Annotated in this window: 16 protein-coding genes and 2 pseudogenes; 10 read left to right on the plus strand and 8 right to left on the minus strand. The window is 64.1% G+C overall.

All coding sequences use genetic code 11. The features are described from left to right. The 3 genes and pseudogenes from LOM8899_RS22250 to LOM8899_RS22260 all read left to right on the plus strand — a co-directional run. Window positions 1-359, plus strand: a 359-nt coding sequence (locus tag LOM8899_RS22250; protein WP_133065095.1) for a transposase, incomplete at its 5' end; no start/stop codon positions are given. A gap of 886 nt (window positions 360-1,245) precedes the next feature. Then, window positions 1,246-1,437, plus strand: a pseudogene (locus LOM8899_RS22255) (IS481 family transposase); the annotation flags it as partial. Between the two features lie 23 nt (window positions 1,438-1,460). Next, window positions 1,461-1,874 carry a hypothetical protein gene (locus tag LOM8899_RS22260; protein WP_133065096.1) on the plus strand — a complete coding sequence of 138 codons (414 nt, stop codon included), beginning with the start codon at window positions 1,461-1,463 and terminating at the stop codon, window positions 1,872-1,874. 141 nt (window positions 1,875-2,015) lie between these two features. On the opposite strand, the gene LOM8899_RS22265 is transcribed toward LOM8899_RS22260, so the two are convergent. The 5 genes from LOM8899_RS22265 to LOM8899_RS22285 form a co-directional block, all read right to left on the minus strand. After that, on the minus strand, window positions 2,016-2,438 hold the full coding sequence (locus LOM8899_RS22265; RefSeq protein ID WP_093994437.1) for a RidA family protein: 423 nt from the start codon (window positions 2,436-2,438) through the stop codon (window positions 2,016-2,018). Window positions 2,439-2,537: 99 nt separating this feature from the next. Next, window positions 2,538-4,163 (minus strand): hydantoinase B/oxoprolinase family protein, encoded by a 1,626-nt coding sequence (locus LOM8899_RS22270; RefSeq protein WP_093994438.1) that lies wholly within the window; start codon window positions 4,161-4,163, stop codon window positions 2,538-2,540. Then, window positions 4,160-6,214, minus strand: a complete 2,055-nt coding sequence (locus LOM8899_RS22275; RefSeq protein ID WP_093994439.1) for a hydantoinase/oxoprolinase family protein — start codon at window positions 6,212-6,214, stop codon at window positions 4,160-4,162. The genes LOM8899_RS22270 and LOM8899_RS22275 overlap by 4 nt, the downstream gene beginning before the upstream one ends. A gap of 25 nt (window positions 6,215-6,239) precedes the next feature. Next, window positions 6,240-7,577, minus strand: a complete 1,338-nt coding sequence (locus LOM8899_RS22280; protein ID WP_211096261.1) for an NAD(P)/FAD-dependent oxidoreductase — start codon at window positions 7,575-7,577, stop codon at window positions 6,240-6,242. Window positions 7,578-7,581: 4 nt separating this feature from the next. Next, window positions 7,582-8,298: an SDR family NAD(P)-dependent oxidoreductase gene (locus LOM8899_RS22285; RefSeq protein ID WP_093994440.1), complete on the minus strand. Its 717-nt coding sequence runs from the start codon at window positions 8,296-8,298 to the stop codon at window positions 7,582-7,584. A 327-nt stretch (window positions 8,299-8,625) separates the two neighbouring features. Here LOM8899_RS22285 and LOM8899_RS22290 point away from each other — a divergent pair, with 327 nt between their 5' ends. From LOM8899_RS22290 to LOM8899_RS22305, 4 genes are read left to right on the plus strand one after another with little or no spacing between them, the layout of a single operon-like run. Further along, entirely contained in the window at window positions 8,626-9,645 is a 1,020-nt protein-coding gene (locus LOM8899_RS22290; protein WP_093994441.1) for a TRAP transporter substrate-binding protein, read from the plus strand. Window positions 9,646-9,682: 37 nt separating this feature from the next. Then, window positions 9,683-10,267: a TRAP transporter small permease gene (locus LOM8899_RS22295; RefSeq protein WP_093994442.1), complete on the plus strand. Its 585-nt coding sequence runs from the start codon at window positions 9,683-9,685 to the stop codon at window positions 10,265-10,267. A gap of 19 nt (window positions 10,268-10,286) precedes the next feature. Beyond that, window positions 10,287-11,591, plus strand: a complete 1,305-nt coding sequence (locus LOM8899_RS22300; protein WP_093994443.1) for a TRAP transporter large permease — start codon at window positions 10,287-10,289, stop codon at window positions 11,589-11,591. Window positions 11,592-11,636: 45 nt separating this feature from the next. Beyond that, entirely contained in the window at window positions 11,637-12,443 is an 807-nt protein-coding gene (locus LOM8899_RS22305; RefSeq protein ID WP_245820723.1) for a DeoR/GlpR family DNA-binding transcription regulator, read from the plus strand. Window positions 12,444-12,921: 478 nt separating this feature from the next. Here LOM8899_RS22305 and LOM8899_RS23870 read toward each other — a convergent pair whose 3' ends face one another. The 3 genes from LOM8899_RS23870 to LOM8899_RS22315 all read right to left on the minus strand — a co-directional run bounded on the left by LOM8899_RS23870 (window position 12,922) and on the right by LOM8899_RS22315 (window position 15,148). Further along, entirely contained in the window at window positions 12,922-13,050 is a 129-nt protein-coding gene (locus LOM8899_RS23870; RefSeq protein WP_281253267.1) for a hypothetical protein, read from the minus strand. A 110-nt stretch (window positions 13,051-13,160) separates the two neighbouring features. Continuing rightward, window positions 13,161-13,565, minus strand: a complete 405-nt coding sequence (locus LOM8899_RS23795; protein ID WP_245820725.1) for a transposase — start codon at window positions 13,563-13,565, stop codon at window positions 13,161-13,163. Window positions 13,566-13,735: 170 nt separating this feature from the next. After that, window positions 13,736-15,148 (minus strand): IS4 family transposase, encoded by a 1,413-nt coding sequence (locus tag LOM8899_RS22315; RefSeq protein WP_093994444.1) that lies wholly within the window; start codon window positions 15,146-15,148, stop codon window positions 13,736-13,738. 190 nt (window positions 15,149-15,338) lie between these two features. Here LOM8899_RS22315 and tnpA point away from each other — a divergent pair, with 190 nt between their 5' ends. From tnpA to tnpC, 3 genes and pseudogenes are all read left to right on the plus strand, one after another. Further along, on the plus strand, window positions 15,339-15,746 hold the full coding sequence (tnpA, locus tag LOM8899_RS23875; RefSeq protein WP_093994445.1) for an IS66-like element accessory protein TnpA: 408 nt from the start codon (window positions 15,339-15,341) through the stop codon (window positions 15,744-15,746). Further along, on the plus strand, window positions 15,740-16,087 hold the full coding sequence (gene tnpB / locus LOM8899_RS22325) for an IS66 family insertion sequence element accessory protein TnpB (protein WP_093994446.1): 348 nt from the start codon (window positions 15,740-15,742) through the stop codon (window positions 16,085-16,087). The genes tnpA and tnpB overlap by 7 nt, the downstream gene beginning before the upstream one ends. 58 nt (window positions 16,088-16,145) lie before the next feature. After that, window positions 16,146-17,012 (plus strand): annotated as a pseudogene (gene tnpC / locus LOM8899_RS22330) (IS66 family transposase); the annotation flags it as partial. Window positions 17,013-17,174: the final 162 nt, after the last annotated feature.

The following is a 17,174-nucleotide window of genomic DNA, read 5'->3' on the forward strand; positions in this document are numbered from 1 at the left end:
GCAAATTGACCGCAGACCAGGCCCAAAAGGTAGATGCATTGAAGGCCGGATCGCCAAGCTTTGCCACGATGCGGAGCCTTGCCATGCGGTTTCAGGGCATTTTGCGCGGCGACCAGTCCGCCCCGCTAGACGCATGGATCGATCTGGCCATTGAGACTGGCATCCCACCAATCATGCGCTTTGCCCGCACGCTGCACCGCGATATCGAGGCCGTGCGCAATGCCATCGAACTTCCGTGGAGCAACGGTCAAGCTGAGGGCCAAATCAATCGCCTGAAGACCCTCAAACGCGCAATGTACGGTCGCGCCGGACCAGAACTCCTCAGAGCCCGAATGCTTCCGCTGCGCCACACAGATTGAGGCAGAACCGATTTAAGGGCAACGCGACACCAAGCCTGACGGAGAGTGGGCAAAACATCGGGGTGTTCGGGTAAGCTCTAGGAGGTTTTGGTTCACCGGGGCTGATATCGACGTTCGGATTATCGTGGAAACGACTGCCGAGATGGGAAGTAAACAGATACATGAGATACGCCGTTTCATTCTTTCCGGCCAAAGTCATGATGATCTGGGGCTCAAGCTAGACGATGCTAAAGACCTACTTTGGCAACTTCAGAGGGCAGTGCTGAATGCCCAGGTCGAAGATATCTTTCAGGCGCACCGTAGCTGTCCCGACTACGGTCGCACCGGACGCGTTCACGACTATCGAACGAGGGTGCTCGATACGCTCTTTGGGCGGTTTCGGGTCAGGGTTCCACGGCTTCGCAAGTGTTCGTGTGCAGTGGGAGAGCGCGGTTCGTTTTAGCCGTTTGTGCAGCTCGTGCCGCATCGTGCGACCCCAGAACTTCAGAGGCTTTAGGCAGAGTAGGGCGCAAGGCATTCCTTCCGGGAAGCGACCCGGATTCTGGAGACCTTCCTGCCTTGTGTAGAGCAGCACAACACCATCGTGCGTAATCGATTGGGCCGGGTCGCGGAGATATCACTGGGTTGGAGCCGCTGGAAAACTAAGCCTCGAGTTTGCATTCCGTAACCGTGCTCGTCGACGGAGCCCATATCAGGTGCAGGCCGAGATACCAGAAACGCCACCTTGATGTCGTGGTGGGGAAAAACGAGGCCGGCGATATGTGTCGCCGCTTCGATCTGGCGCCACAAGCTGCTGCCTCGCCCGCTACCCAGCTTCGCCACGATCTAGTGGCACTTGGGTGGAATGTTCGGCGATCCGTCACCGTGATCTCAGACGGGAAGGCCGCGCTTCCACTATGAGAACCACGACCAGCTGCGAACGCACCTCGCCGATTTCATGGCAGCCTACAACTTCGCCCGAAGGCTCAAGACCCTCGGCGGCCTCACGCCCTACGAATATATCTGCAAAATCTGGACTTCAGAGCCAGAAAGATTAATCCTCGACCCGATCCACCAGATGCCGGGACTAAACACCTAGTCCAGGCAGAGGATTTCCCGGGAGTGCCTGTGATCTTCAGAAAACCGGCCGAGACATTGCGTTGGTCTCTCTGGCGCGGCAAAGTGCAAACGGCCGGCACCGACCTTCAATGGCTGATGGTCATTTGTGCAAGGCGCTCCAAACAGGATCCTGCGGTTCGGGATGCAGCATCGAGGAGGTTTGCGCACTGCTACGACCTCTACAGCTATCTCGCCAACAACATGGACTCTCTGACCAACTACGGCCGGCGGTATCGAAAGGGCCTGCCAATCTCGACATCGCGTGCCGAAAGTAGTGTCGACGACATCGGTAGCGCCCGGATGGGCAAGCGCCGTCGTATGCGATGGTCGTTCCGCGGAGCTCACAACGTGGCCGACACCCGAGCTGCCGTCCTAGATGGTTGTTTGACGGTTTCAAACAACAAGAGGGCGGCGTGAGACCTCAAGTTTTGCCCACTTCCGCGTAATTCTACCGCCAGCCGGAGCAGCTCCCTCCCTCCCCGCCCGACACCCGCGATGGAGCCCCGGAAGGGGAAAACCGCCGCCGCCCGGCAATGATCCGGGCGGCGGCGAGAGCACTCACAGCTGGATGGTGATCTCTTCGCTCTCGGCCTTCGAGGCACCGCGGTAAGCGGTCACTTCGATCTCGACCTTGAAGTCCGGCGCGCCCAGCGGCGAGCAGGTGACGGTGCGCTGCGGGTCGATGCCCTTCAGGCGCTCGCCGACGTAGGTCATGACCGCTTTCGCGTCTTCCACGCAGGGGATGAAGATCTTCGACTGCACGACATCTTCAAGGCACGAGCCGACGGACTTCAGCGCGCCTTCGATGTTGTTGAAGCACTGCTTGGCCTGCTCCACGGCGTCTTCCGACATCTCGCGGGTCTTGTAGTTGCGGCCAGCGGTGTTCGACACGAAGATCCAGTCGTCCACTGCGACGATGCGCGAGTAGCTTTCCTTTTCCTCGAAGATCGAGCCGGATTTCACCTTGGTAATCTTGACCATTGCCTATGTTCCTTGTGTTGGCGTTGGTTTTCTGGGCGAGAAAAGCCGGCCCGGTCGCGCCATGCGACCGGGTCGGAGGTGGAGCGCCTCGGGGAGGAGTCAGACGCTCAGGTTGTAGACCGATTTCGCGAGATCGGCGCTGATGCGGCCCTCGGCGAGGTCGCGGCGCACCGCGTCCTCGGGCCGCTTCGACGGGTCGCCGTAGCCGCCGCCACCGGGGGTGACGATGGACACGATCTGCCCCGGTTTCAGGTCGACCATGCCGGCGAACTCGGTGCGGCCGTCGCCGAAGTCGAGATGGGTGCCGTCGGCCTCCAGCCCGCCTTCAAGGCCCCACGGGTTCGACCCCACGCGGCTGCCCTCGACGGTGAAGCGGCAGGCCTTCTCGGCGCGATAGACGCGGCGGATGCCCATGCCGCCGCGAAACTCGCCCGACCCGGCAGAGTCGTCGACCAGCTCGTAACGCAGCAGGGTCAGGGGGTATTCCAGCTCCAGCGCCTCGACCGGCAGGTTCGAGGTGTTGGTCAGCCCGACGTGGATGCCCGACAGCCCGTCCGCCGAGGGACGTGCGCCGCCGCCGCCACCGATGGTTTCAAGGTAGACCCAGATGTCGCCCTTCTCGTCGGTGCCGTTGAAGATCGCGCCGGTGCAGCAGCCGTTGCCCGCAGCCATCACCTTGCCCGGAAGCGCCTTGGCCAGCGCGCCGTATACAAGGTCGGTGACCCGCTGCGCCGCCGCGATCCGGCCGTCCACGGCCGCCGGGTGTTCGCAGTTCAGGATCGTGCCCTTGGGCGCCGTCACGGTCAGCGGACGGGCCAGGCCGGCATTCGGCAGGATCGTCGGATCCAGCACCGATTTCACGGTGAAATAGCAGGCCGCCAGCAACGAGGTGTAGATCAGGTTCAGCCCGCCGCGCACCTGCGGCGGGCCGTCGAAGGCCAGCCGCATCTGGTCGCCTTCCACGGTGATGTCGACACGGAACGCCATCGCCTCGGCGCGCTGGTTGCTGTCGAACGCGTCCGAGAAGGAATAGGTCCCGTCGGGGATCGCCGCGATCGCGGTGCGCATCTTGCGCTCGGCATAGTCCTGCAGCGCGTCACCGGCGGCCAGCACCTTGTCGCTGCCGTACTTCGCGCACAGGTCGGTCATCCGCTGCACGCACAGCCGGTTGGCCGACATCTGCGCCCGAAGGTCGGACAGACGTTCGCGCGGCACCTGGCAGTTCAGCAGGAACATCGACTGAAGGTCGGTATTCAGCTCGCCCTTGCGGTACAGCCGGACCGGCGGGATGCGCAGGCCTTCCTGGTAGATATGCTCGTGCCCCCGGTCCGCGAAATCCGAGTGGTGCGCGGTGTTCACCGCCCAGCCGATCAGCGTGGAATCAACGAAGATCGGTTCTGCCAGCACGATGTCCGGCAGGTGGGTCGCGCCGCCCGCATAGGCGTCGTTCGCCATGAACACGTCGCCCGGCGCGATGTCCTGCAGCTCGAACCGTTCGAGGATCGCGGGGATCACGCCGAGGAACGAGCCCAGGTGCATCGGGATATGTTCCGCCTGGCACAGGGTGTTGCCGCGGTGGTCGAACAGCGCGGTGGAACAGTCGCGCCGTTCCTTGATGTTGGTCGAGTAGGACGCGCGCACCAGCGCCTCGCCCATTTCCTCGACGATGGATTGCAGCGCCGAGCCGATGACCTCGACGGTAATGGGATCGATGGGCGTGCTCATGCCTTCACCTCCAGGATGAGGTTGAGATAGGGGTCCACGGTGCCGGTCATGTCGGGCAGGATCACGGTGGTCGTGTCCATCTGCTCGACGATGGCGGGGCCGTGGATGACGTTGCCGGGGCGCAGCCTGTCGCGGGTGTAGACCGGCGAGGGGACGAAATCCTTCGCCTCGGCCATGTAGACCTCGCGGCTGTCGATCTGCGCGGCCGAGGGGTCTTCGCCCTCGATCTCCTGTGCCGCGAACTGGGCCTTCTTCACGATGCCCGCCGCTTCCAGACGCAGGGTGACCAGCTGGATCGGCTCGCCTTCGACAACGAACCCGAACCGCTGCTTGTGCGCGGCCTCGAACCCGGCTTCCAGCGCCTTGAACGTGTCGTGCGTGATCGGGCCCGCGGGCACCGCCACCGACAGTTCATAGTTCTGGCCCATGTACCGCATGTCGGCGGTGCGGGTCATGACCTGCCGGTCGGCCCCGATGCCTTCCTTGTCGAACCAGTCCGCCGCCTGCGTCTGAAGTTCGGCATAGCCGGTCTCGACTGGGCCCAGCGCCTCGCAGCCCAGCGGCATCAGGCGGGACACGGCGAAATCGGCGCGCAGGTCGGTCAGCAGCAGGCCCAGCGCGCACAGGGTGCCGGGGGTCAGCGGCACGATGACCTTGCCCATGTCCAGCTCGCGCGCCAGCCGCGCGGCGTGGAGCGGGCCTGCCCCGCCGAAAGCCATCAGCGCATAGTCGCGCGGGTCGTGCCCCCGCTGGACCGAGATCACGCGGATCGCCTTCGCCATGTTGGCGGTCACGACCGAGATGATGCCCTGCGCGGTTTCCATCACGTCGAGGCCCAGCTTGTCGGCCAGCCGCTGCACGGACTCGACCGCCAGATCGCGGCGCACCTTCATGCGGCCGCCGAGGATCTCGACCGGGTTCAGCGTCTGCAGCACGATGTTGGCGTCGGTCACGGTGGGTTCCGTGGACCCCAGCCCATAGCAGACCGGACCGGGGTTCGCGCCCGCCGAGCGGGGACCGACCTTCAGCAGGCCGCCGGTGTCGACATGGGCGATGGACCCGCCGCCGGCGCCGACTGTGTGGATGTCCAGCATCGGCGCCTTGATCGGATAGCCGTGCACGTCGGCCTCGCCCGTCAGCTGGCACACGCCGTTCTGCAGCAGCGCCACGTCGGACGAGGTGCCACCCACGTCGAAGGTGATGATGTTCGGAAAGCCCGCCATCTTGCCGATCGCCTGCGCCGCCACGACGCCGGTGGACGGGCCGGACAGCACGGTGCGCACCGGCAGGTCAGCCGCGGTGTCGAACCCGATGACGCCGCCGTTCGACTGGGTCAGCTGCGGCGCGATCTTCAGGCCGATCTCGTCCAGACGGTCCTTCAGGCGGCGAATGTACCGCTGCATGACCGGGCCGAGGTAGGCGTTGACCACGGTGGTCGACAGCCGCTCGAACTCGCGGAATTCGGGGGCGACGTCGTGGCTGGTGGACACGAAGACATCCGGCAGTTCCTCGGCGATGACCTTCTTGGCCATCTCCTCGTGCTCGGTGTTCAGGAAGCCGTACAGGAAACAGACGGCCAGCGCCTTGATGTCTTCCTTGGCCAGCGCCCGCACCTCGGTGCGCAGCGCGTCGACGTCCAGCGGCACGTCGACGGTGCCATCGAACTTCAGCCGTTCGGGGACCTGACGGCGCAGGTCGCGCGAAACCAGCTGCTCGGGCTTCTCGGCGAACATGTCGTACAGGTTCGGGCGCTTCTGACGGCCGATCTCGAGCAGGTCGCGGAAACCGTCCGACACGATCAGGCCGGTCTTCACGCCGCGCAGCTCGATCAGCGCGTTGGTCGCGACCGTCGTGCCGTGCCCGAGAAAGCCAAGCTCGGACGCCTCGGCGCCGACCTGTTCCAGACCTTCCACCACACCTTGCGTGATACCGCGCGACGGGTCGTCGGGTGTGGACGAGACCTTCCAGATCTCGACCTTGCCGGTCTCGTCATCGAACAGGCAGACGTCGGTGAACGTCCCGCCGGAGTCTACGCCAATTCTCCAAGTCATTGGTTTTCGTCCCTGCTTTTTACTCTTACGCCGCGACCGGAGTGACGGCCTCGGAATGCGTGTTGCGGAACCGTTCCAGCCGGAACGGCGCCGGATCGACCACCGGCGCGGTGCCGCGCACGATGTCCGACATCAGTTGCCCTGCCCCCGGCCCCGAGCCGAAGCCGTGGCCCGAGAAGCCTGCGTTCAGGTAAAGCCCCGGCACTTTCTCGACCGGCCCGATCACCGGGATCGCATCCGGCGTCGCGTCGATCATGCCGGCCCAGCCGTGCGTGACGCGGGCATCCGAGAACACCGGGAAGGCGCGCGGCAGCGTCTTCAGGATCAGGCGGTTGAACGGCTCGTGCGGCTGCGGATCAAGAACGCGCACCATTTCGAACGGGCTGCGCGCGTCCAGCGCCCAGCGGCGGGGCAGCTTGAGCTCGTTCACGAACTGGCCGTTCACGCGCAGCTTCAGCTCGCGCCAGCTTTTCAGGAAGGTCGGGAAGAAATCCCCGAACAAGCGGAAGCTGTCAGGCACGATGGGCGCCACGTTGGCGTTGCGCACCGCGACGGTGAAGCCGCCGTCCAGCCGCTTGCGGAAGGCAAAATCGCCACCACCCACCGGCATGTCCGTCACCTGCGCCGCGCTTTCGATGCGCGCGGCGGTGCCGAGGATCTTCAGCTGCGGGAAGTTGACGCCGAGGTTGCCAAGGAACATCCGCGACCACGCGCCGCCGGCGATGACTGCGCGCTCGCAGCGGATCGTGCCGCGCTCGGTCACGATGGCGCTCAGGTGCCCGGCCGACGTCTCGATCCCGCGCACCGCGCAGGTCTCGAAGATCTTCGCGCCAAGACGCTGTGCGCCCTTCGCCATCTGCGGCACGGCTTTCCACGGTTCGGCCTTGCCGTCGTTCGGCGTGTACAGACCCATGCTGTAGCGCGGGCTGATGCCGGGAAGCAGCTTGGCCAGCCCCTGCCCGTCCAGCACCTGCGACGCCATCCCGGCGTCCTTGGCATAGTCGGCCCAGGCACTGAATTCGGCGATCTCGTGCCTGGTGCGGTTGACGTAGGTGATGCCCGTCTCGCGGAACCCGGTGTCGATCCCGAACCGCCGGTCGATCTCGCGCCAGCGGTTGAGGCTTTCGATCGTCAGCGGTAGCTCGACCGGGTCGCGGCCCATCTGGCGCACCCAGCCCCAGTTGCGGCTGCTTTGCTCCGCGCCGATCTGTCCCTTCTCGCACAACACCACGTTCACCCCGGCCTCGGCCAGGTACAGCGCCGTGGTGACGCCCGCGATGCCACCGCCGATGACCACCACGTCCGCCGAAGCGGGCAGAGTCTCGTCCGGTGTGATGCGCTCGATCAGTCCAGGTATCATCATGACCTCACAGGGTATCTTCCAGCCGGCAGTTCACCAGCATCTCGGCCATCGCCGCGTTGTTCGGAAGCTCGATCGCGGTGCGGACAAGGTTCGCCATCGTCTCGGGCTGGATCATCTCTTCGGGCGTCACCTTGCTGGTGTAGGCGCTCATCTCGGTGCGCACGAACGAGGGGCAGATCGCGGTGGCACGCACGCCCTTCTCCCAGCCGACCTGCCGCGTGGTGTGGGTCATCCCCATCGCCGCGAACTTGGTCATGTTGTAGCCCACCAGCGGGTTGCGCACGCGCTTGCCCGACATCGACACGATGTTGACGATGCGGCCGTGGCCGGTCGCCTCGAGGTGGGGCATGCACAGGCGCGTCATCCGCAGCGGCGCCTTGACGTTGACCGCCCAAAGCCGGTCCAGCGCCTCGTCATTGTCATCCATTAGGTGGACATGCTCGCCCAGCCCCGCGTTGTTGACCAGCCCGTCGATGCGGCCGAACCTGGCGACCGCCTCGGACACCCACGCTTCGGCCGACGCAGGATCGAACGCGTCGAAACGTGCATAATGCGTCATGCCATCCGCCGCGCCGTGCTCGCTTTCCAACGTCTCGACATTCCGCGCCCCCAGCGACAGCCGATACCTATGCGCCTTCAGTTCGCGCACGATGGCCGCGCCGATTCCACGATTTGCGCCGGAAATCAGGATGACGGGGCTATCTTCAGTGGCGGTTGCCATAAAACTGTTCCTTCTTTGTCATGGGCGAGTCACCCGCTGCCTCCGACACTTGCGCATTCATGCTCGTTTGTGAACGAAAAAGCGAAGCATGGGGAAGAAATTGAAGCTTCAGCGCAAAAGGTCGCATCTTTTGATTAATTTTAAGGCATTCACCGTGACGTCATACGGTAGTTTTGCAAAAATGATTGACACAAAGCGTCACATTATGCCTGCTTCGAGTCGTGAACGCGCAACATTCGCCAATATGCGCACGCAAACGATCACATCCGGGCACGCGTCACCACCGCGCTGCCACCAACAGAGAGACACAGAGAGAGGAACCGGACTATGACCTTTTCCCGCAGATCCTTCATGAAGACCGCCGCCGCGACCGGCGCGCTGACGGCCCTCGGCCGGCCCGTGCTTGCACAGGGCATCCGCTGGGACATGGCTGACGAGTACGGCGAGCAGGCGCTCTCCGGCAAGGCCTCCAAGTTCTTCCTCGAGCAGCTGAACGAGAAGATCGGTGACGCGCTGACCATCACCTACCAAGGCGGCGGCGCACTTGGTTATAACTCGGTCGACCACTTCGACGCCGTGCAGGACGGTGCCGTGCAGGCTGCCGTGACGCTGGTGACCCAGCTGGGCGGGATCGACCCGTTCCTCAACCTGTCCTCGCTGCCCTTCATCGCCTCGACCCCGGAAGAAGCCATGATGCTGTGGCAGGCCGCGCGCGAAGAATACGCGAAGATCTTCGAGGAAAACGGCATGGTCCTGCTGTGGGCGATGCCGAACCCGCCGTCGGGCATCAACGCGCCCGAGCCGATCACCTCGCCCGAGGCGCTGGAAGGCCTGCGCATCCGGACCTACGACGTGAACGGCACCAACACCATGATGAACGCCGGCGCCGCGCCGCTTCAGGTGGCATGGTCCGACCTGATCCCGCAGCTGTCCACCGGCGGCATCGACGCGGTTCTGACCTCGGCCGACGGCGCGATGCAGCTGTCGCTGTGGGACTACGTGTCCGACTTCACCGAGCTGAACTACGCGATGGGCCTGTTCATGTGCCACGTGAACAAGGACGAGTTCGACGCCCTGCCGGAAGACGTGCAGACCGCGATCATGGAAATCCTGCCGGCCTGTGACGAGTACAACTGGTCGATCATGGTCGATTCCATCCAGACCGCTTACGACACGATGGAAGAAAACGGCATGACCATCACGCTTGACGATGATGTGCCCGCAGAGATCTTCGAATTCTTGCAGGAAGCCGGCACCAGCGTGCGCGAGGACTGGGTCGCCCAGACCGGCGAACGCGGTCAGGCCGTGCTTGCCCGCTTCGAAGAGCTGAAATCGCAGGCCGGCTAACGCCGTAACCTGCGCTATATTGCCCGAAGGAGGTCGCATGAGCGCCCAGACCCACCACGAAATGCCTGAGATCGAAGAGCACCACCATCCCGAGGTGAACGACGACCCTGCATGGCTGGCCGTCATCGCGCGGATCTCCACGGCTCTCAACAAGCTGGCCGCCGTCGTCTCGGCGGCGCTGCTGGTCTGCATGACCTCGCTGATTCTCGTCGAGATCTGCATGCGCTTCTTCTCGAAATCCACCTACATGGCGGATGTCCTCGTGGGCTACGGCGTGGCCGCGATCACCTTCCTTGCGGCCCCTTGGGCGCTGGAGGAAGGCGCGATGATCCGCGTCACCGTTCTGACCGACAAGATGAAGGGCGCGGTCCGCTGGATCGCGGAAGCCTTTGCGCTGGCCTCTGCCGGTGCGCTGATGTGGTTCCTGATGATGCACCAGTGGGGGTCGGTCACCAAGCTGTTCGCCCGCGGCTCTGTCAGCCAGCACTTCATCCCCATCCCGCTCTGGATTCCCGAGGCCTTCTTCCTGACCGGCCTTGTCTTGCTGCTGTTCCATATCGTCGTTCGCGCCCTGCGGCTGCTGGCCGTTGGCCACGCCGAAGAACGCGCCCTGACCCTGTAAGCCCGAAGGACGACGTCTTATGACCACCGCCGCTTCCTCTCTTGTTCTTCTTGGCCTTCTGGTGCTGTTCCTTGGCGCCGGCACATGGATCTTCTCGGGCCTCATGCTGGTCGGCGCCAGCGCGATGTATTTCGTGCTGGACTTCAACCTGACCCGCATAGGGTCGATCGCCACCAAGGTGATCTCGTCCTCGGCGATCTCGTGGGAGCTTGCCGCGATCCCGATCTTCATGTGGATGGGCGACATCGTCTTCCGCACCGACATTTCGCAGCGGCTGTTCCGCGGCCTTGCCCCGATGGTCGCGCGCATCCCCGGCGGGCTGCTGCACACCAACGTCTTCGGCTGCACCGTCTTTGCCGCGATTTCGGGTTCGTCCACCGCGACGACCGCGACCGTCGGCAAGATCACCATCCCCGAACTGAAGAAACGCGGCTATGACGTCGACCTCGCCTCGGGGTCGCTTGCCGGCGCCGGCAGCTTCGGCCTGCTGATCCCGCCGTCCATCGCGATGATCGTCTACGGCGTGCTGGCGCAGGTCTCGATCGCGGACCTGTTCGCCGCCGGCCTGATCCCCGGCCTGATGATGGCCGCCCTGTATTCCGGCTATATCGCCCTGTCGGCCCTGATCAACCCGTCCAAGGCCCCCCGCTACGAGGGCGAAATCACCATCGGAACGCTCGGCAAGGGCCTGCTGGAACTGCTGCCGATCATGATCCTGATGTTCATCGTGCTGGGCTCGATCTACTCCGGCATCGCCACCCCGTCCGAGGCGGCGGCGGTGGGCGTCGCGGGCGCCATCGTGATCACCATCGTCACGGGCCAGTTCTCGTTCGCGCTGATGCGCGACAGCCTGATGAACACGATCCGCGTGTCCGCCATGATCCTGATGCTGATCGCGGCCTCGGCCTTCCTGTCGGCGGCCATCGCCTACATGCACCTGCCCACCCAGATCACCGCGGCCATCTCGGCGATGGAGCTGTCGCCGTACGGCGTACTGCTGATCCTTGCGGTTCTGTACATCGTGCTGGGCATGTTCCTGGACGGCACCTCGATGACCGTCATGACCGTGCCGATCGCGGTGCCGCTGATCGTGCAGGCCGGGTTCGACCCGCTGTGGTTCGGCATCTACCTTGTCATCATGATCGAGATGAGCGCCCTGACCCCGCCCGTCGGCCTGAACCTTTACGTGCTGCAGGGCCTGACCGGCGACAGCATGGGACGCACCGTCCGCGCCGCTGCCCCGTTCTTCATCCTTCTGTGCATCGGCACCGTCATCCTGGCCGCCTTCCCGCAGGTTGTCCTTTGGCTACCGAACGCACTATGACAATCGTTGCACGCAAGACCGTTTGACCGGAACACGGACGTTTCAGTGGGTGATTTCGAGGACGCGATAAGCGAAGAGATGCTGCCGGCGGAACGGCGGCAGCGTCTGATCGAGTGGTTCAAGACCAACCAGGCGGGTGTCACGCAGGACCTTGCGCGGATGTTCAATATCTCGGTCTCGACGATCCGCCGCGACCTTGACCTGCTGGCCTCGGAAGGGCTGGTGCGCCGGACCCACGGCGGCGCGGTGGCGATCCGCAACCGCGCCACCTTCGAGCTGTCCACCGACATGTCGCGCCGCACCGCCGTCGAGGAAAAGCAGGCCATCGTCGAAGAGGCTCTGAAGCTGATCGAGCCGGACCAGTCGCTGCTGATCGACACCGGCGCGGTGATCTGCCACCTGCTGGCCGATGGCGTGGCGCAGCTGGACCACAACCTGACGGTCATTACCAACGACCTCTACGTCGCCAAGGCGCTGACCTACCGCCAGAACATCAAGCTGATAGTCCCCGGCGGCGCCTGTCGCTTCGGGTCGTTCTCGCTGCTGGGGGAGCCGGCGCTGAGCTATCTCAAGGACATCCGCTGCGACACGTTCTTCATGTCGGCGGCGGCCATCGACGAGGAATGCGTGTCCGAGACGATGCTGGAGATGGTGCAGCTGAAACGCGCCATGGTCGACGCCGCGCGCGAGACGGTCCTTCTGGCCGACAGCAGCCGCTTCATGGCCCGCGCCCTGCACCGCACCGCGCCGATCGAGCGGATCTCGACCATCATCACCGACCCCGGCCTCGCCGACGAGGACCGCGTGCGCTTCCCGACGCCGAACCCGGCGTTTCGCATTGTGCAGCTATAGGGTGCGCGTCGTCGGGCCATGGGGGAGGCCCGGCGATGCGCTGCGGCCCCGAGGGCAGCTGGTTTGCACGAGGGGTGCCGGGGTGAAAGTGCTGCACACATAGGCAAAGTCAGAACTGGAACGTACCGTGGTGCTAGAGGGGCTCGTGCCAGCTCAGCACTCAACTGAGCAGTTTCTATCTTTTTGAAGCTCCGCACTGCGGGCAAAGTGGGCTTTGGACAAATGGTAGCTCTTTGGTGGGGCCAAAAACGGTTCTCTGATTGCGGCACTGTCAAGGGGATAAGCGATGTGGCCATCCGGGGTCATGGTTCTCTCCGAGGTCGCAGGACGTGCGCTTCATGATGGTGTCCGGTGGTGGATCGTCTCCAATGTCGTTTGCGGGATGAGCAGGTAGGCCTGCGTCCCAACCGATTTTGCGAGATCGATCTACCTCCGTCCCGTCGGGACTTCGCTCCCCGCCTCCGTGCGGGAATTCAGATCAGGCTGTGGCCTCACTTGTCCACTGGTACTCGGTTTCGTCTTTCCAGACCGTCAGCATCATCACGGCGATCTTACGGGCTGTAGCGACTGCGGCTTTGCGGAACCCGCGGCGCCCGGACAGTCGCATGGCCAACTCTTGCGGTGCGATAAGCGTTGGACCTGGCGGATCAGGCAGGATGCCGCCTCGAACAGCAGACCGCGCATTGCGCCGTCGCCGCATTTCGAAACGCGTCCTGACTAGTCCACCTCGCCGGATTGATGTCGCTTCGGCGTGAGCCCGATGAAGGCGCCGACATCGGAGGTCCGGCTGAATCGGGCGGGATCATCGACTAGGGCGATGAAGCTGAGCGCCTTGACCGGCCCGATGCCGGAGATCGTCATCAGACGGCGCGCGAGAGGATGAGCCTTGGCCCGCCTCTGCACGGCCTTGTCGAGGTCGTCCGCCGTCTGGCATAGCGTGTCATGGGCAGCGCTGAAGCCATCAGCAATGGCACGCAGAACCGGATCTATTTCGCCCGCTATGGCTAGCTGATCGCGAAACGCTTGGCGCTGGCGACTTTGGCCCATGCCAGTCATGCGGATGCCCAAGGTCTTCAGGACGCCCCGGATGTGATCTTCGAGGTCCTTGCGCAGGCGGATCAACCTCTCGCGCGCCAATCAGGCTGAGCAGCCGATCAGCCTCTTCGCTACGGATATGAACCGGAGTGAACTACCTGGTGCGAACGAGCTGCGCCAGTCCTTCCGTGTCCGCCGCATCAGACCTGTTGAGCCGCGCCGACAGGCTTTTGGTAAGCGGCGGCTGCGGCTTGCAGTTACCCATAAGTGTCTGGCGGCGGCGTTGCGATGCGGGCTCCTTCGACGAGGTCGGCGAGGCGGGAGAAGCCGCGCCATATGACGGTCGTCCCCGGTGGCGCGTCGGAAGCGCGGTCGAGATAGCCGCCAAGGCGCGCGACCGCCCGGACATAGAAATCAAGATTGCGCGGTTCTTGCCGCTTTCTGTCCGGGGTCGAGAGTTCGAGCATGCGGCGCTCGGCTTCGGTGAAGACGGCAGCCGGCGATGCTTCAGGTGCCTCGCGGCTCAGCATTGTCAGCCATGACACGCGCCAGGCCACGACGCAGCACAACGCGATGCAGTTGGCCAGGCGATCCGCCGTGGCCAAGCGCAGCTCTTCGATCCGGCACCCGGTTTTGAGGGTCCGGAAGAAGGTCTCGATCTTCCAGCGCAGCGCGTACCATTCGAGCTTGTGTACAGCGTCCGCGTGGGTCGCCACCGGCAGGTTCGTGATCAGCTTCCAGATGACGGGCGCCCGGCCCACGGGCGGGTCGAACTCCTCGGCGTGGATGATCTGGAGGTCCTGATGCCGGTATTTCCGCTGCTTTCCGATCGGCGGCCGGACCGTCATCGTTGCGTGCCGGACCGACAGCACGGCGCGATGGTCCTTGCCCTGCGCGTCGCGGAACCGGACCTCGTGGGTTCCGCTGGACTGCACCTCCGCCATCACCCTGGCAATGGTCGTGGCGCCATCCTCCGCCAAGCGGTCGACACAGCTCCGGACGAGGAAGTTCGTCCCGAGTTCTTCAGCCAGGCAGTAGAGCTCGTAGATGTCGCTTTCCCGGTCGCCGACATGCACACAGCGCTCGGGCGCGCCTGCCAGCTCAGTGGACAGGCGCAGATTGTCGAGCCAGCGCATGCTTTCCTTCTGCTCGATCGGTACCCGGGTCGGATTGATCTTGCGCTTGAGCGCGGCGGTCCCTTTGAACTTTGCACGCGACCAGAACTTGGCGGCGGTCAACCCCAGCGGCAGCCCGTCAGACGTGATCGCCAGGCTGGCATGCATCAGGAGACCGCAGACCGCATGCTTCTGGTAGCGGCCTTCCTTCAACTTGCGTCCGGTCGACACTTTCGTGAACCCGATCTTCTCCGGAGCCGAGCGCTTGAAAGAGAATTCCGTAGTGTCCTGCAGGATCAGGATGGGACCGTCGGTCGCCTGGATGCGCAGGGCAGAGGCGGCGAAATGGCCCTCAAGGATCTTGTCTTCGCTGACATTTCCATTGGAAAAGAAACGGTAAGCAGCCTTGGTATTCGACCAGTCCTGAAACGCCGTGGGCAGCGATTTCCCCGGCCGCTCCCCGAGAGCCTCGAGCATTGCCCCGAGCCGGCGGTTCAGCCGGACGTCACCCAAATCGCACCCGGCGGTTTCCGTTTCCACCCAATTCTGCCCCATGCCCGCACCTCAATTATTCGGTGCCACATGACGAATCATGACCGGGGCTTCTCGGGCAAGACCAAGTCTTGTGGGTGAATCAATTCGCCACACGACTTGTGGGTAACTTCAAGCGGCTGCGGCCCACGTTGTAGATGAGTTCCGGCACTGCGAGGTGATACCCATCTCATGATGGGGAGTGCGTTTCGCAATGTGCGCGACAAATTCGTTTCTCAGATCTCTGGGCGTCGAGATCTACGGATCAGGTCATCGGCGCTGGCCGGACGACGTGAAGGCTCGCGCTGTGGCAGAGACCCTTGAGCCGGGGGCGACCGTGAATGCGGTTGCCGGTCAGTATGGCATCCGCCCGAACCAGCTCTCGGCTTGGCGGCGTCTGGCAAAGCAGGGGCAGCTGGTTCTCCCTGCGGCGGAGCACGGAGAGCCGGTCTTCGCGCCTCTGGTCATTTGCGATCCGACGAAGACGCCCGAGCCTTCCGACGCGAAGCCCCAGCAAGTGATCCGGATCGTCAAGAGAACGACCCGGATAGAGCTGTCGCCCGACACGTCGGCAGATCGGATCGCCGCGATCGTGCGTGCTCTGGAAGTGCCCACATGCTGATGCCGTCCCAAGGGGTTCGCATCCTGGTGGCGACGAAGCCGGTAGACTTCCGCAAGGGGCATGATGGCCTTGCAGCCCTGGTGCAGTCGACCTTGGCCGAAGATCCGTTCACCGGGACGGTCTTCATCGTCCGGGCGAAGCGCGCAGATCGGATGAAGATCCTGTTCTGGGACGGCAGCGGTCTCGTCATGGCTTACAAACGACTGGAGGAGAGCACCTTCACCTGGCCCGCGATCCGGGATGGTGCGATGACCCTGAACCGCGCCCAGTTCGAAGCGCTGTTCGCCGGGCTGGACTGGCGGCGAGTGCGGTCTCTGGAGGCGCGCGCCCGCTATGGCTGAGTGACTCAGGGCGGGGAAAGCCGGTCTGACGAACGCAGGAGCGGGGTATGATCCCCCCATGTCCAGCGCCCCATCCCTCGACCTGTCGGCCATTCCGGAAGACCAGCGTGACGCTGTTCTGGCCGTGCTGCGCGAGCGCGATGCACTCAGGGAAGCCAACAAGCGCCTCGAGCACCTCGTCGCCGAACTGAACCAGGTCGTGCATGGTAAAAGGTCCGAGAAACTGAGTGAGGACGAACGGCAGCTGGCCTTCGAAGATCTGGAAACTGCCGTCACCGAGGCAGAGGCCCAGCAGGATGAAGACGCCCCGGCCTCGTCCGGTCCGCGGCGATCCAAGGTCGCCCTCCGCAATCGGGGCAATCTGCCTGAGAGCCTCCCCCGGATCGAGCAGGTGATCGAGCCGGCCAGCCTGGAGTGTCCCTGCGGCTGCGTCACGATGCACCGGATCGGCGAGGACCGCAGCGAGCGGCTAGACATCGTGCCGGCCCAGCTCTGCGTCATCGTGACGGTTCGACCCAACTATGCCTGCCGTGCCTGCGCCGAAGGGGTCACCCAGGCTCCGGCACCCGCCCACCTGATCGAGGGCGGGCTGCCGGCCGAGGGCGCCATTGCGCATGTGCTCGTCGCCAAGTTCGACGACCATTTGCCTCTCCATCGCCAGAGCCAGATCCTCGCGCGTTCCGGGATCGACCTTCAGCGCAGCACGCTTGCCGATTGGGTCGGCACTGCGGCCTTCCACCTTGCCCCGGTGGTCGACCGGCTCGCCGAGCACCTGAAGGGCTCGGGCAAGCTCTTCATGGACGAAACGACGGCGCCGGTTCTGGAGCCCGGGCGAGGCAGGACGAAGGCTGGCTTCCTCTGGGCGCTGGCCCGAGATGATCGGGGCTGGGGCGGCGATGACTCGCCCGGCGTGGTCTTCACTTACTGTCGCGTAGCCCTTAATTGGGTTCTGCCTCAATCTGTGTGGCGCAACTATCCTGAGCTTGGAACATTCGGGAGGGATAGTCGTGATTTCAAAAAAGCACTGGTCGCCCGGGAGCGACGTTTCGGTTCAAGGCGTTAAGCGACGTGATTCCGGCGGGTGGCT

Origin of the sequence: Flavimaricola marinus (assembly GCF_900184895.1) — a bacterium.
Taxonomy (GTDB): Bacteria; Pseudomonadota; Alphaproteobacteria; order Rhodobacterales; family Rhodobacteraceae; genus Flavimaricola; species Flavimaricola marinus.

What these genes read in the sequence shown, in the direction of transcription:
- LOM8899_RS22275 (WP_093994439.1), bottom strand. Translation starts at nt 6,214, where the DNA reads ATGACTTGGAGAATTGGCGTAGACTCCGGCGGGACGTTCACCGACGTC.
- LOM8899_RS22295 (WP_093994442.1), top strand. Translation starts at nt 9,683, where the DNA reads ATGAGCGCCCAGACCCACCACGAAATGCCTGAGATCGAAGAGCACCAC.
- LOM8899_RS22290 (WP_093994441.1), top strand. Translation starts at nt 8,626, where the DNA reads ATGACCTTTTCCCGCAGATCCTTCATGAAGACCGCCGCCGCGACCGGC.
- LOM8899_RS22280 (WP_211096261.1), bottom strand. Translation starts at nt 7,577, where the DNA reads ATGATGATACCTGGACTGATCGAGCGCATCACACCGGACGAGACTCTG.
- LOM8899_RS22300 (WP_093994443.1), top strand. Translation starts at nt 10,287, where the DNA reads ATGACCACCGCCGCTTCCTCTCTTGTTCTTCTTGGCCTTCTGGTGCTG.
- tnpB (WP_093994446.1), top strand. Translation starts at nt 15,740, where the DNA reads ATGCTGATGCCGTCCCAAGGGGTTCGCATCCTGGTGGCGACGAAGCCG.
- LOM8899_RS22315 (WP_093994444.1), bottom strand. Translation starts at nt 15,148, where the DNA reads ATGGGGCAGAATTGGGTGGAAACGGAAACCGCCGGGTGCGATTTGGGT.
- LOM8899_RS22285 (WP_093994440.1), bottom strand. Translation starts at nt 8,298, where the DNA reads ATGGCAACCGCCACTGAAGATAGCCCCGTCATCCTGATTTCCGGCGCA.
- LOM8899_RS23870 (WP_281253267.1), bottom strand. Translation starts at nt 13,050, where the DNA reads ATGCGACTGTCCGGGCGCCGCGGGTTCCGCAAAGCCGCAGTCGCTACA.
- LOM8899_RS22265 (WP_093994437.1), bottom strand. Translation starts at nt 2,438, where the DNA reads ATGGTCAAGATTACCAAGGTGAAATCCGGCTCGATCTTCGAGGAAAAG.
- LOM8899_RS22270 (WP_093994438.1), bottom strand. Translation starts at nt 4,163, where the DNA reads ATGAGCACGCCCATCGATCCCATTACCGTCGAGGTCATCGGCTCGGCG.
- tnpA (WP_093994445.1), top strand. Translation starts at nt 15,339, where the DNA reads ATGTGCGCGACAAATTCGTTTCTCAGATCTCTGGGCGTCGAGATCTAC.